At 42.9% G+C, this 15,958-nt stretch carries 6 protein-coding genes and 2 pseudogenes; 1 reads left to right on the top strand and 7 read right to left on the bottom strand.

Going from position 1 to position 15,958, the window contains the following annotated elements; all coding sequences use genetic code 11:
* Positions 1–84: 84 nt before the first annotated feature.
* From galB to HMPREF9007_RS17785, 7 genes and pseudogenes are all read right to left on the bottom strand, one after another.
* On the bottom strand, positions 85–2,604 hold the full coding sequence (galB, locus tag HMPREF9007_RS17755; protein WP_008760747.1) for a beta-galactosidase GalB: 2,520 nt from the start codon (positions 2,602–2,604) through the stop codon (positions 85–87).
* Positions 2,605–2,619: 15 nt separating this feature from the next.
* Entirely contained in the window at positions 2,620–4,695 is a 2,076-nt protein-coding gene (locus tag HMPREF9007_RS17760) for a family 20 glycosylhydrolase (RefSeq protein ID WP_008760746.1), read from the bottom strand.
* Positions 4,695–7,019: a glycoside hydrolase family 20 protein gene (locus HMPREF9007_RS17765; RefSeq protein ID WP_008760745.1), complete on the bottom strand. Its 2,325-nt coding sequence runs from the start codon at positions 7,017–7,019 to the stop codon at positions 4,695–4,697. Before HMPREF9007_RS17765 ends, HMPREF9007_RS17760 begins: the two co-directional genes overlap by 1 nt.
* Before the next feature lie 38 nt (positions 7,020–7,057).
* A pseudogene (locus HMPREF9007_RS17770) lies at positions 7,058–9,653 on the bottom strand (glycoside hydrolase family 2 protein).
* Between the two features lie 77 nt (positions 9,654–9,730).
* The gene (locus HMPREF9007_RS17775; RefSeq protein WP_032850247.1) at positions 9,731–11,806 is read right to left on the bottom strand and encodes a GDSL-type esterase/lipase family protein; all 2,076 of its coding nucleotides are present in this window, start codon (positions 11,804–11,806) and stop codon (positions 9,731–9,733) included.
* Positions 11,807–11,820: 14 nt separating this feature from the next.
* Positions 11,821–13,833: a family 20 glycosylhydrolase gene (locus tag HMPREF9007_RS17780; RefSeq protein ID WP_008760742.1), complete on the bottom strand. Its 2,013-nt coding sequence runs from the start codon at positions 13,831–13,833 to the stop codon at positions 11,821–11,823.
* Positions 13,830–15,464, bottom strand: a complete 1,635-nt coding sequence (locus HMPREF9007_RS17785) for a sialidase family protein (protein WP_008760741.1) — start codon at positions 15,462–15,464, stop codon at positions 13,830–13,832. The genes HMPREF9007_RS17780 and HMPREF9007_RS17785 overlap by 4 nt, the downstream gene beginning before the upstream one ends.
* A gap of 84 nt (positions 15,465–15,548) precedes the next feature.
* Between HMPREF9007_RS17785 and HMPREF9007_RS25955 the strand changes: the two are divergent.
* Positions 15,549–15,958: pseudogene (locus tag HMPREF9007_RS25955) on the top strand (MFS transporter); the annotation flags it as partial.

Here is a 15,958-nt window from a genome sequence, read left to right as displayed (position 1 = left end):
ACTCCTGCCTGCTTAAACAAAAACTCCTCTAAGTGTATCGCAATGAAACACTTAGAGGAATTACACATATTACAACGATATTTCTTACTTCTTAGCTTCCTGACAGCTTTCAATGATCAAGGCTCCTTTTTTCAAGCCTTTGCCCGTAGCTTCAAGGGTTATTTTGCCCGGTTGCTCTGTCGAAGATACAATAGCAGTCATCATACCGCTGAAGACTTTCATCTTCGGATGCTGGAAAGATTCCAAGGAAGCTGCATTACCATTAGCTCCTGCACGGTAACTACCCTCTCCCTTCACTTTGAAACTGATTTCATGTGAGGCATCCGGACACAGATTACCGTCTCTATCTACCACTCGCACTGTCACAAAAGATAAATCTTTTCCATCCGCTTTGATTACATTACGATCGGCTACCAATTCAATATGATCCGGTTTACCGGCTGTATGGAGTTCTTTTTCAGCTACAGCTTTCCCGTCAGCATCATAAGCCACGACTTTCACCGTACCCGGCTCATATTTTGTATCCATCCACATCAGGCGGTAACGGCTCTGACGCTTCAGGTTCATGATGGAAACAGAGTCAGCACTGTTATCAATGGTTACGGAAAGGTCTTTGGTACGTTTCCCTTGGCTCTTTCCGTTGATGAATAATTCGGCTGAAGGATAGTTGGTATATACAAAGACAGGAGTTATCTCTCCCTCTCGTCCTTCCCAATTCCAGTGAGGAAGAATGTGAAGTGTTTCCTGTTCTTTATTCCAGTGACTACGATAGAGATAATAACGGTCTTTGGGCAGCCCTGCTAAATCGATAATTCCAAATAGTGAAGAATGACTGGGCCAATCTGTATAATAGGGAGTCGGTTCACCCAGATAATCGAATCCTGTCCAAACAAACTCTCCTATGCAATAAGGTAAGTCCTCATGCTGAATAAAATCATCCTCAGGCAGATTGGACCATGAACAAGACTCCACATCATAAGAAGAAGACTGGTGATCATCATATTTCTTCATCCATTGCCGGGTAACAGGGAATTTATATACTCCACGCGAACTAACCGTAGAAGCAGTCTCACTACCCAAGACTATCTGTTGAGGAAGTTTTTTATAATTCTCCTGATATTTATGTGGCCTATAATTAAATCCCGCAATATCCATTACTGCCGCCATATTATTATTGACTACAGCATCCGGCGCATCCATCCCCTGTGTGACAGGACGTGTCGGATCTTCACGATGACAAAGTTCCTGTAGAAAATAAGACATTTTAGGTCCTTTATTTCCATCCCATTGTTCGGGAACCTCATTTCCGATGCACCACATCACCACACTCGGATTATTACGATAATGACGTAGCAAGTTCGTCAAATCCTTTACTGCCCATTCGTCAAAAACATGACGATAGCCGTTCTTAACCTTCATAGCCTTCCATTCATCAAACGATTCCGCCATCACCATCATTCCCATCTCATCACAAGCTCTGATTAACTCAGGAGCAGGCATATTATGAGAAGTACGAATCGCATTACAACCCATATCTTTCAAAATACGAATCTGACGACGAATAGCAGCATCATTCACAGCGCCTCCCAAGGGGCCGAGATCATGATGATTGCATACGCCTTTGAATGAAGTTCTCTTTCCATTTAAGAAAAAGCCCTTATTGGGAATGACCTCAATAGTACGAATACCGAAAGATGTTGTATATTCATCCTTCAGTATATTGCCTTCATAGACTTTAGAGACAGCCTGATAAAGAACAGGAGTTTCCGGGCTCCATAAAGCCGGACGACTGACAACAAGTTCCTGACTGAAGATATTATCATCAAAACGGGAACCTTGTTTTTCATCAGTAGTTATTACTTTTCCATCCTTATCTTTAAGTTCAGTCACTATACGGTATGCATCAAACTGTTTTCCGGAAGGTACGACCAAAGTCGTTTTTATATTCACTTTCGCATAATCATCCTTCACTACCGGAGTAGTTAACTGTGTACCCCATGTCGGAATATGAGCATCTTCCGTTACTACCAGATGTACATTTCTGTAAAGTCCGGCTCCCGGATACCAACGGGAAGATTCTGTCTCATTCTCCAAACGAACAGCTAAAGTATTCTTTGTCCCCTCTTTCAGATAGGGAGTTACATCCAGATAAAAGGTATTGTATCCATAAGGCCAATAACCAGCCTCCTGACCGTTAATATACACACGAGCATGGCTCATAGCTCCGTCAAAAATCAATGTAGCCTTTTTCCCTTTGACAAAAGAGGGAGCATCAAAATTCAGCCGATACCAACCCACTCCGACGAAAGGAAGACCACCTGTACGTCCGGCATGTTCCATCGCTTCTTTTTGTCCGTCTTGCGCAATGGCTGTCAATTGCCTGTCATTATCTATACCAAAAGGTCCATAAATAGCCCAGTCATGGGGTACTACCACAGATTGCCACTTGATATCATTATAGTCAGGCTGAATAAAATCAGCATTATCTTCACGTGTAAACTTCCACCCTTTCTCAAAAGTATACGAGGTTCGTACTTGTGCACTGATCACAGAGAAAGAAAAAAGGAGGGCTATTCCTAATAAGTATCTAATATTTATAGTCATAAATTATACATCTGATTATTTCACTACTATTTCATCTGTAAATATCCATCCGCCAAACTCTTCTCCGGCACGAGCCTGATAACGTATATACCGTCCTTCAGCACTGCCTTCCCATGAAATACTAATAAATTTAATAGCTTCTTTTCTATTTACTTCAAAAGTATATTGTTTCAATTCTGTGAAGTTTGCTCCATCATCAGAAATGGAAATAGTGACAGATTCAGGCAAAAAGACCTCTGCCCCTACCACTTGCATAAAATCAGCAGAGACAGAATGGACAGCAGTTTCCGTACCCATATCAATGGTAACATCCAATCGCTTTTTATCGATAAAACCTTGCCAGGATCCATCTCCATAAGTCCAGTCGCCACGAATACCATCAGTAAGAGCTGTATTTCCCTGCGCAGGATAGTGAGGACTATACGGAGCATTATAAATCACCTTTTTCCCCACAGCCAAATGACTTATCGGCTTCAAAGACTCCGGACGACTTCCTATCTCATTTTTAAGATCAAAAGTATGATATCCTTTCGCTTGCAAATCATCAACTGCTTTCAATGCACGATTATGAAAGTCTGTCCATGATTTACGTTCGGGAGCCGACCAAGCCACTTCTGCCAAAGCAAGGATACGAGGATATATCATATATTCCATATGCTCCGGAGTGGGGATATATTCTGCCCATAGATTTGCCTGCACACCATAAACAAGTTTTGCCTGTTCTACAGTTAAAGAATCTGAAACCGGATTATATGAATAAACCTTCTCCAATGGCAAATATCCTCCGATGGCTTCCGGCTGAGAATACGGAGCATCCTGATAACTATCCAAATAACAATATTGACCGGGAGTCATAATTGCCTGATGACCGGAACGGACAGCAGCAATACCTCCCTCTTCGCCACGCCATGACATTACAGTAGCATTAGGAGCCAGACCACCTTGAAGAATTTCATCCCAACCCAGCAACTTACGTCCATGTGCATTCAGAAACAGTTCAATACGATGAATCAGATAGCTTTGTAGCTCGTCTACATTAGAAAGATGTTCATCCTGCATCCTTTTCTGACATTTCGGACAAGTCTTCCAAGCCGCCTTACCAGCCTCATCGCCTCCTACATGAATATATTCCGATGGAAAAAGCTCCATTACTTCAGTAAGCACATTTTCTAAGAAAGTGAATGTTTCTTCATTTCCAACACAAAAATCTGCGTTTTTATAAGGTTCACCCGAACAGGAGAGTTGCGGATAAGCAGCCAATACTTCTTCTGAATGAGCAGGCATCTCGATTTCAGGAATGATTGTGATATAATGCTGCTGCGCATATGCAATAATCTCCTTCATGTCATCCTGAGTATAATAACCACCGGAAGCACCGGGCTCATCAAAACGGAGATATTTCCGTCCGCCATTCCACCACTTCTTCCAGTTGGCATCAGTACGCCAGGCGGCAAATTCCGTCAATAAAGGATATTTCTTTATTTCAAGTCTCCATCCTGCCGCATCCGTCAAATGCAAATGCAAACGGTTTAGTTTATAAAATGCCAATGCGTCTATCTGTTTCTTCACAAATTCTTTAGAGAAGAAGTGGCGGGAGACATCCAGCATCATCCCACGATAAGCAAAACGAGGGGTATCCTGTACTTCAACAGAAACTATAGAATAACCCGTGCCCGAAAGCTGAGATAATTGCAACAGTGTCTGAATTCCATAAAACAACCCAGCACCGGAAGAAGCCTGAATCAGAATATGTTTAGGAGTAACGGATAATATATAACTTTCCGGTGACACCAACTGAGGATTCTTTTCTGTTATCAATAAAGACAAGACATTCTGTTTATCTTTCTTTTTCCCTTCCTTAAATTGTACAGGTAATGCAGTTTTCAGATAGTCGCCCAGAAGAATAGCTTCTTCTCCTTGTAAGTTTGTATAAAGCTTTGTTTTTTCAGAGAGTAAAAAAGAGCCCGTACCCTGTTCCATCTTTAAGGGAACAGGAATTACGGACTGTGCATTAATGGGATGTGCACAAAGACACATCCCGATTACCCATAAGAAAAGACAAACTTTAGTGTATCTCTTTCTTATATTCATTAATTAATTGTGATTTCGTCTACAAATAAAAAGCCTGGATAACTCTTACCACCATGCCATTCCGGAATACTTTTCTCGGGTGAAGCTATAACTTTCACATATTGTGCAGTTACAGGTGTAAATGTTAGTTTATGGTCATAAACACCATTTTTATCAGTTTCCTTCATTGCAGGATAAGCTTCAGATGCCACTTTCGTGAAGTTTGTGCCGTCTTCTGAAACTTCTACAGAGAGTCCTCTTGTATCAAAAACCCAATCTCCCTTCTCTACGCAAGTAGAAATGCCAACGCTTGAAATCTCTGTTGGTTGTTTGAGATCAATAGTCACATCCATATCATTTCCTCTAAATGCAATCCAGCGTCCGGTTTTATAGTTACCATTTCCTTTCAAGCCATCTACCAACGTAGAGACACCTTTGAACTCATATTGTTTATTCACCGGCTGATTAGCAACAATCGGCTTCATACTTGATTTACTGAAATCGATTTTCTCAGAAACGACACGACTATTTCCAGTAGGACGAATAGCTATAGCCGAGAAGTCTGCATTTTCCTTAATCTTCAAAGCACCATCATAAACGGGAGAAGTACTAGTCGGCTCTGTACCATCTAGCGTGTAGTGGATTGGTGCATTGTCAATTGTAGTAAGTGTAATGTCTAAAGTACCATCAGCCGGATTCGGAGTAAATTCTGCTTTTACGTCAAATACGTGCTTTGCATAATTATATCCTTCTGCATCATACCACTTAATCAGTCGTGGAAGACGAGACAAGAAATCTTCGTAGTTCTTCTTATCAGGTGTTGACCACTGGACTTCACACAAAGCAGCCCAACGAGGCAAGACCATATATTGAGCATGAGAGAAAGTAGCAATATACTCTGTCCAGAGATTGGCCTGTACACCTTTTATATACTGCTGTTCTTCCGGAGTAAGGGAAGCCGGCATCGGCTCATAGCTGTACACTCTTTCCATCGGCAAATAACCTCCGATACCGAAAGGTTCATTTTCAGTATCTTTAGCCTGATAATAATCAAAATACAGATAAGTGTTCGGGGTCATGATCACATCATGTTTCTGCTTGGCAGCTTCAATACCTCCACTTTCGCCACGCCATGACATAACTGTTGCATTAGGAGCAAGTCCGCCTTCGAGAATCTCATCCCAACCGATAATCTGACGTCCGTGATCGTTCAAGAACTTCTCTATATGATTGATAACGAAACTCTGCAAACGTTCTTCCTTACTATGATTCTTATCCGATTTCAAGCCCAACGCTTTGATACGTGCCTGACATTTCGGACATTTCTCCCATCTTACCTTCGGACATTCGTCACCACCTACATGGATATACTCTGAAGGGAAGATTTCAATCAATTCGCCATATACATCTTCCAGGAATTTCAGAACCTGATCGTTGCCGGCACAAAGTACATCATCGGCTACTCCCCATTGTCTCCAAACTTCATACGGTCCACCGGTACAACCCAATTCCGGATAAGCGGCAAGGGCAGCCAGCATGTGTCCCGGAAGGTCAATCTCAGGAACAACAGTGATATAACGTTCTGCGGCATAATCTACAATTTCCTTAGCCTGTTCCTGTGTATAGAATCCACCATAGGGTGTATTGTCATATTCACCGGAGTTACGTCCGATGACCGTTCCCGATCTTTGAGAACCTATTTCCGTCAACTTCGGATATTTCTTGATTTCCAGACGCCATCCCTGATCGTCAGTGATATGCCAGTGCAAACGGTTCATGTTGTGCAAAGCCAGCATATCAATATAAGTCTTCACTTCATCAATTGTGAAGAAATGACGACTAACATCGAAATGTGCACCACGATAACCGAAACGAGGAGCATCCTTAATTTCAACAGCAGGCAATGCTACATCAGCACCCAAAGCAATAGGCAATGATTTACGCAAAGTCTGAATACCATAGAAAACTCCGGCTTCTGTAGGGGCAGTTATCGTGACACCTTGATCGGTGACTTTCAACTGATAAGATTCAGGGTTTTCTACTTCTGAGCCTAACGCCAGCACTATAGCATTTTTACCTTCAGTTCCGGCTTCAATCGAAAAGTCTTTTCCGGTTGCAGTCTTCAGATAATCAGCCAAAAATTGCGCATTACGCTGCATCTTCTCATTTCCTTCCGGATAAAGGATTTTCACACCGCTTTTCAAAATAAAGGGGTTTACTTGCGATGTTACAATTTCTTGTGGCAATGGGATAATCTGATAATTGGCTTCTTCTTGTACCGAGCCACAAGAGCTCATCAGTCCTGCCAGTGCCACACATCCTGTTAATTTTAGGAGTTGTTTCATAAAATAAAAATTAGGTGTTAGTAGTTAATAAATTAGTTTTATTTATAGGTTTCTCGAATATGCTTGATATTGACAGGTAATTCTTCTCCCTTCTTTATCCGGGGAGAAGTGATAATTACTTTCTTACGTTCTCCGGGTAAGAGATCAAAGAAGTTGTCACTGTAACGGGCTCCTTGCAATGGAGTCTCAATAAAAATATCTTTTGCCAACATTGATGAAAAGAGAGTCAATTCACATTTACCATCCGTCTGCTTCATTTGATAGGATACTGATGTCGGAGGAAGTTGCAAATCTTTCGTCTTTCTGAAAAAATGGACGCTCTCAGCCACCTGATGTCCCGATTTATCTTTGAGTATCAATTTCAAGAAGCTACGTCGGCAGTCTTCGGGAGTCAGCCAGCCATCCAGTTTTGCACGATAAACACATTTTGAAGTATTTGCCGGAACTTCCAACAAATGTACTTGTATCTTCTTACCCAGCGTTTTTCCATCAAAATCCACGACTTTCATTTCCAATGTCATTTGCTCCATTGTATCAAGCCGGTCTGAGATCAGATAAACACTCAAACTGTCATTCTGCTGTATAGGATTGATCAAGACCGGTGCAAAAGCACGCTTTGCCTGATAATGTAATGCCTTCCAATTACCATAATAATCAATACTTGACCAGGATACTACCGGCCAACTGTCGTTCAACTGCCAATACAATGTCCCCATACAATAAGGACGATTGCGTCTGTGAGCTTCCAGTCCATGCCGCATCCCCTGTCCTTGCAAGACTAATCCGACATACACAAAATCCTCGAAACTTTCGGGAATAATATAATCACGTTCCATATAAGTACGGATCAACGAATTACCAATACTACTCTTCTGATGCGCATTCATCACTTCAGACTCAATCTGATAATCTTCAGAAGCAGCAAAAGCAGCAATGGTTTTCATTTCCGGAAATGACTGGAAACCAAATTCACTCATAAAACGCGGCAAATCAGTATCTAAAGACTCAAATGGCTTCTTTCCGTACCAGACTCCCCAATTATGACTGTCTCCTGTCCCCCATGACTCCGGACGCCCCCAGTTAGCGAGATAAGGCGAACTGTGCACATAAAAACGATCCGAATCAAATTCTTTAACCATTGAAGGCAACAGCTCACGGAACAGTTTATCATAACCATGCATTAATCCTTGATAAACCTCCGGAGTAAACTTCTTCTCAAAACCCCAATATTTCAGAGCTTCCAGTATTTCATTATTACCACACCACATCGCCAAAGAGGCATGATTCCGAAGACGGCGAATATTGTAAACAACCTCCGCCTCTACCCGTTTCAGGAAAGTAGGATCGGATGGATAAGGAGTACACGCAAACATAAAATCCTGCCAGACAAGTATCCCGTTCTCATCGGCAAGGTCATAGAAAAGATTATTCTCATATGTCCCACCGCCCCATATACGAACCATATTCATATTGGCCTCCTTCATGTCACGGAACAAAGTCTGATAGCGTTCCGTAGTAACATTAGGCAGCAGTGCATCCTGAGGAATATAATTAGCTCCTTTGGCAAACATCGGTATGCCATTGACTTCAAAATAAAAAGATTCTCCGTCCTTATCTTTTTCATTTACCACACGAATCGTTCGTAAACCAATACGATGAGATTGTTCCGCAACAATCCGATCTCCACAAGCTATCTGAGCCGAGAAATCATACAGAGTCGGAGTTCCCCAACCATTTGGCATCCATCGTACAGGGTTCGTCACTTCAGCAGGAAGAGTGATATGATTTATCCCGGGTTGCAGGGTCACCTGCTGTTTTACTTCTGTAACGGTAGTTCCATTCAACGATACATTGACCCTTACTTCAGCCGGAATTTTCTGAGGAACGATCTGGTTTACAATCAGTTCATTAGACAGACGAGCGTTTTCATCTGTCAGCAATAATTGTCTGACATGGTAGTCAGATATGGTAGCTATGTCGTAAAAACGAAGAGTAACCGGGCGCCAGACACCACTTGTCACCATTCGGATGCCCCAGTCCCAACCGTAACTATACGGAGCCTTACGGCTGAACACACTAAGATGTTTCTCGTGATGATCGTTATCCGCCGGATAATTGAAGCCATTGGAAGCATATTGTGGCAACGTTTGCCGAATAGGTGAATGGAAATAAATATATAAGTGATTCTCGCCCTTCCGCAACACAGATTTTACAGGAAGTGTATACCCCACAAACATATTATCAGCCTTCAGCAGTAATGAGCCGTTGAGATATACGTCTGCATAGGTATCAAGACCTTCGAAAATAAGTTGGATTCCGTCACGATTCAATTGCTCTTCGGAGACTATAAAGGAGGTTCTATATTCCCAGTCCTCATTCTCCACCCATTGAATTTTCTTTTCATTCATCCCATAAAAAGGATTCGGCAGTAATTCATGACTGATCAGGTCCTGATGAACCGTACCAGGAACCGTGGCTCGCATCCACTTTTCAGTCCCTGATTGAGAAAAATTCCCAACCGGTATCCAGTAGCATGACTTCCGAAGTGTCATTACCTTGAGCATAAACCATACTACAGCAACATAGCAATCCACATGCTATCGGGGCTATCTTTCCTGTCAAATTTAAGATCATAGTGGGGGCATTAGATATTAACGGAGTAAAGATATTGCTTTTTTGTTAAATATTTCCTATTGAAGCTACAAAATATCTCATTTCATCGAAAATTCGGCACGAAATGTCGAAGCAGGCAGTCCTTCCCGATTGATCAGATTAGCCCGCGTAAAAGGTTGCCAGCCATAACGTACATAGCGGGGATTTGGCACTTCTTTACTATACACCTTCACCTGGTCTCCTACAACCTCAGCCGTTGCCGGATAATAGATACCATCATATTCCGCTACTTCAAAGCATTGTAAAGGCTTTCCGTCTGAACTCCGCATCCCTTTTCCATAATCAAAAGATAAAAAGACTTTCCCACCGCGAACGTTTGCACCACGAAATAAAGGACCGGAAGGAATGACATTTTTCTGATACGTTTTATTCAAAGCCCCTCGCGCCAAACGCTCTCCCACAGGTTTCTTACAGATAGGATGCACATCCAGAGAATCACCATGATCGCTGGATACAGCCATTCCGATATGAGAAATTTCATTCAACATTCTACGCTGACTATCACGGAACCAAGGCCAGGAAGGGCGATTCAAACTGGATAATTGTACATAATAAAAAGGCAGGCAGGCATCATTCCAATTCTTCCGCCAACTATTCACGAGCAGTTTAAATAATTTTTCATGAGCTTCCCAATTATGTGCATTCGATTCTCCCTGATACCAGATTACTCCTCGTATCGGATACTGTTCCAAAGGCCGAATCCCCGACTCATATAAATAACAAGGCTCATACGGATGCCTCTGCTGGCTATTTGCTGACTTTTTTATATTCAAAGCAGCCCGTCCGCGCACCCATTCCTGAATAAAATCATTTTTAGTCCAGTCTTTTAAAATGGCGGGAAACTGATATTCCAAACTAGCTCTATCTACCCAGGCTTCTGTAGGTGATCCTCCAACGGCATTGCAAATCAATCCAACCGGAACATTCAGACTATCTCTTAGCATCTTACCAAAATAGTATGCAATTGCCGAGAAATCAGAAGCTGTCGCCGGAGTACAATTTTTCCATTCCGTATCCTTATAATATTGGAGATGATTCAACGAATCAAGTACGTTCGCCTCCCATTCGACGGCATTTGTGCGCCAACGTGCTTTCATATCATACAAACGAAGTTGCTGATCTACGGCACGTGGAATATCGGCTCGGGCAGTCGAAGCCTGTTTCAGCATAAACTCCATATTTGACTGACCAGAACAAAGCCAGACTTCACCCGCTAACACATTTTGATATTGAAAACCCGTCTCATCCGTTGAGATCTTTAAGGTATAAGGACCACCCGCCTTTAAAGGAGGCAGCGTTACCGACCATTTTCCATTCAGACCTGCTTTTGTTTTCATTTGCCGGTCGGCTATGCTTACAGTAACCCGGTCCCCGGCATTGGCAATTCCTTGAACCGTCAACGGAACATCCCGTTGCAATACCATATTGTCTGTATAAAGCAACGACATTTTCAGTCCGCCATAATCTCCGGTAATGGCGGAATATACGGTCTGAGCCATAATAAACGCTCCTTCGGGATCAGGGTGTACGGCGTCCGTCAATATGAAAGGGTATGGATACAACGGCTCATGAAAGTCGATCAACTGTACTCCGGTATAGCGTGCCACATTCTCAATAGCCAATTGTATTTCTCCATGCCAGTCACGTGTCCCTGACAGGAAACGAGGATGCCGATCGGCAATAGGCGTAAGTCTGGCAATCATAATCCGGACTTTAGAATTAGCCGCCCGAAAAGAATCGATCAATTCAATGTAATCTTTCACAAAGAAATCACGATAATCGGGCCAATCACGGGGATCTGTATCATTGATGCCCAAATGAATAACCACAATATCTCCGCCAAAGTCGATCGCTCTGCGATACTCATCTTGCTGCATATAAGGCCGGTGCCCTTTATTCAACAAGGTAGCACCCGATTTGCCGAAGTTTTCGACTTGATAAGACTCTCCCAACATCTTCTGTAATTGCGCCGGATACGATTGTGTAGTCCGGTCGGGCAATCCATAACCATAGGTGATACTATTCCCAATGCAGGCAACTTTAATACGATTTTCCTGTGCACTCGCTGCTGTAATAAACAAGATGGAAACAACAATCAATAATACATTTTTCATCATATAAAAGTCAATTACATTTTCTTTTCCGGAGAATAGATCAGCCCTTCTACGGCCTTATCACCGTCAGGAGTCACAAATACTGCAGTAAACATCCATTTAACCAATCGTACTTCATTCGTTGAGAATTTGCCGACAGGCAGTTTCAGCAATACCTTATTCCAGCCTTTATGCAAATGAACCCGTAGTGGCGGACGTGCCACACAATTCTCATTACCTAAGGCTGTTTCCGAGCTTTTCACGAGATGAGTAGCAGACCATACCGGGGGCAGTATTTCCTGATCATTAATCCAGATACGGCTTTCTTTATAATCCCACTTTCCCGGCAATGGCGGCAGGTCATTCTCTGAACGTCCATAATTCTGAAATTCAGCCCATAAGCCTACTTCCTGTGTTTTAGAAGAATAGACATACGTGTAAGCATAAGCAGTATGATTCTCCTGTGGATCTTTGTAAAAAGCCGGCACAATTTTACCCCATACGTGCCGAAGATAGATACCGGCTCCTATGGCAGAACGCACTCCATATTGCTTCCCTTCATAGGTATATGAATCTTTCAGCTCTTCTTCCGGTGGAAAAACTTTAGTCAGATCCCCCTCATTTGGAAAAGCATCTGTAATGTTCCATTTTACATGAGTCTGTTTGACATAGGCAAATGGATACCCTTTAAACAGATGCTCTTTATACCATAACATACGACTTTCGAAGTCCTCAAAATTACGAAAGACCTCAGAGTTTTCATCTACAGGAAGAATTGTTCCCTGCTTATCGAAATATTCAGTTCCTCCTCCCCGCCATGAACGCTCTGCGATAGCCAGCATATTCGGGTAAAAGTTATTTTCCAGAACCATATTCCACTCTTTGTCGATTAAACGATCATTCCAGATACCCATAATGACTCCGGCAAGGTCATCACTTCCCATATCTGCATTATAAATCCGACTATTGTATAGAGCAATTATATCGCCGAACATATCAAAATGATTCAAATAATGGAAACGGGAGTCAATAGCGGGAATACCTTGTTGGGCTTTGCCACGATAACTCCAAAGTTGCATCATGTCGATCTCACCCGTCTTATACTTCCATCCGGGATTCCAGGAAATCACTTTTTTCCCTTTATCACGGATATAAGCCACCATTTCGGGCACAAACTGCGGATTGGTAAAATGCACTTCATCTGTTCCAATATGGAGATATGGAACATCAAACGTTTCACAAATCTCATCCAGCAGGAGTTTCAGGATTTTCATTCCTTCCGGACTTTGCATATCATGACGGAAAGTACGGATAAATGCCGCACTATGTCCGGGCATATCAATCTCCGGAATCAACAGTACCTGATGAGCTTTACAGAACTTGGTCAACTCTCTCGCTTCCTCCAACGTGTAATATTTACCCGCCATACGAGTCATATTCGCACTATCATTCAACATCGGAAAGATTTTACTTTCCAGACGCCATGCCTGATTTTCCGTCAAGTGCCAATGAAAGGTATTGATTTTAAATCGGGATAATATGGCTATCTCACGTTTCAACTCCTCCAAAGACAAGTAGCTACGCCCTACATCCTGCATGAAACCCCGAATCCTGAAAGCCGGCCAATCAGTGATAGTACCACATTGCAGTCGGATTTTCTTTCCCTTTTCTTCTTTTAGTTGATATAACGTTTGCATCGCCCAATATACTCCACGCTCTGCTACAGCCTCCACAGTAATTGCCTTTGGAGTAATAGTCAGACGATAAGCCTCATCCTGATTGACAGGTACGTTGTCAATCGCATCAACCAATTTTATATTGATAGAGGATGCCGACTGATCAGTCAGAGTACCTCCCATTTCCGTCACAAGCTGCTTCCATTCCTGCGAAAGCACAGGAGTGGAAAGCTGCATTTTCCCCATGACAAAATATCCTTTTGCAAGCACACATTGCTGAGGTTGGGGAAGCAGACGCAAATGATCTGCCCCCAATATATATAAGGTATGGAATAAAAATGCAATCCCCAAAAAGATTCGAAGACTTTTCATCGAATCAAATCTTTCAGTTTTACAGCTTGAAATGTCATGTGGGCTGCACTACTCTCATACAAGATACCAATCGTTTCCCGATCAATCATTGTCAGACAGCTATATCCCCAGCCTTCTCCTTCATCCAGCATTAACTGATGTTCGGGAAGCCAGGTCAGCCCATCGTCCAGGCTAGCTTTAATAGTTATATGATTGCGTCCTCTGGTCGTATTCGGATTCGAGAACAAAAGAATATCTTTATCAAGTACATTATCTTTAGCTTCCACATGGATCAAACTAGCCATACATACAGGTTCCTGCAAGGCCTTCCGAGAGGAAGGATGTTCTGTCCATGTCTTGCCCAGATCTTTTGTAATTGCCACAGCACGGCTTCCTCCACGGTTATCCCGCATATTCAGCATCAGCACTCCGGGCTCTATTTCTACTACTTGCGCTTCGGTTGTATTGGTGCGTGCCATGTTGTGCATCTGCCATGTTTTTCCGCGGTCTTTACTATACATGATACCGGCATTAGGTACACGGGTAGAGTCGATAAACTGAGTAGGGAATACTAAAGTTCCATCACTCATTGTTATTCCCCGTCCCGGTCCCTGAAGCAAGAAATACCAAGAAGGGTCTTTTACTTGTTCGGTTATATTAATCGGTTTCGACCAGGTTTTACCGTCATCCGTACTTTTTGCCATCACCAGTTGTGCCGTTTGATATAGATCCATTCCGGGATGAGAACTCCACCAGGCACGTTGATTACCCATTCCGTGTGTCCATGCGGCAACAACCCAAATTGTATTCGTTTGGGTATCTACCAAAATAGAAGGGTCCCCTACTCCATTCTGTGCAGCAGGCAAACCATCGTATTCACCGAACGAAAGAGGAAGGCGCATCTTTTCCCATGTTTTACCGCCATCCGTGCTTCGGCTCAAACCGACATCTACATATTCCTGCAGATCGACACTGCTATTATAACGGACATCATATACGCCAAGCAGCGTTCCTTTATTTGAAGTTACCAATCCGGGAATACGGAAAGAAGCCGAACCGTCATCACCGGCGTGGCGGACACCCACTGCCATTCGATGAATAATGTCTTTCGGTGACCGTTCTTCACAAATGGCTTCTTTTCCATCTATCTTCACTGATTGAAGTTCGGAACTTATTTTAGTGAAAAGAGAAGTTTCCGGCTTCATCTGCAAGCTGATCCAAAAGAAATTAATCCCCGGGAACAACTTATAATGACTCTTCAAAACAACTTTTGCAGAAGGCTGCAAGACTTCCGCACATTTTATCGAATAAGATGGTATTGCTGCCAATGTATTCCCCGGACGGTGACTGGAGATATAATCAACAGGTGCAAATCTGTTCTTTCCTCTATCTTGTAAAGCTTCCGTACCGCCATAATAGAGTTTGACAGCCTGTACATCCGACAGATTGACACTCCTTCCAAAATCCAAAACGATCTCATCCATCATCCGGCTTTCTTTTGCATCTAAACGAAAGTAGAACAATACGTTATCCTGCCGCTCAATTAAAATGGGAATTTGCGTCTGATGTACAAAAACGGTGTCTGAAGCTTTCACAAAGATAGAGCACCCTAACAAGAGAATAAGGGTAAATAAATAATGATTTCTTTTCATAAATGGGGGTATTAGTTAGTTTAACGAAGGCAAAGATAAGATTTTCTCTGCATATATTTAACAGTCAAAGCGACAAACTTGCGTTTTTACCAAGTTCTCGTAGGACTAGTCAACACTCTGACCACCGTTCTTGCTCTTGTGATCATTGACAGGGTCGGCCGCAAGCAACTGGTCTATTACGGAGTTTCGGGGATGGTTGTCTCCCTCCTGCTGATCGGCATTTACTTCCTCTTCGGTGATTCCTGGGGAGTATCCAGCCTCTTCCTGCTTGTTTTCTTCCTGTTCTATGTATTCTGCTGTGCCGTCTCCATCTGTGCCGTGGTGTTCGTGCTCCTCTCGGAGATGTACCCCACCAAGGTGCGCGGACTGGCGATGTCCATTGCAGGATTCGCCCTGTGGATAGGACGTACCTGATCGGACAGTTAACCCCCTGGATGCTCCAGATCTCACCCCGCCGGACATTCTTCCTGTTCGCAGTCATGTGCGTGCCGTAT

The sequence above is a fragment of the Bacteroides sp. 1_1_14 genome (assembly GCF_000162515.1).
Classification (GTDB): domain Bacteria; phylum Bacteroidota; class Bacteroidia; order Bacteroidales; family Bacteroidaceae; genus Bacteroides; species Bacteroides thetaiotaomicron.
The sequence above is the reverse complement of the archived record's forward strand: the minus strand, read 5'-3'. Positions and strand labels throughout refer to the sequence as shown.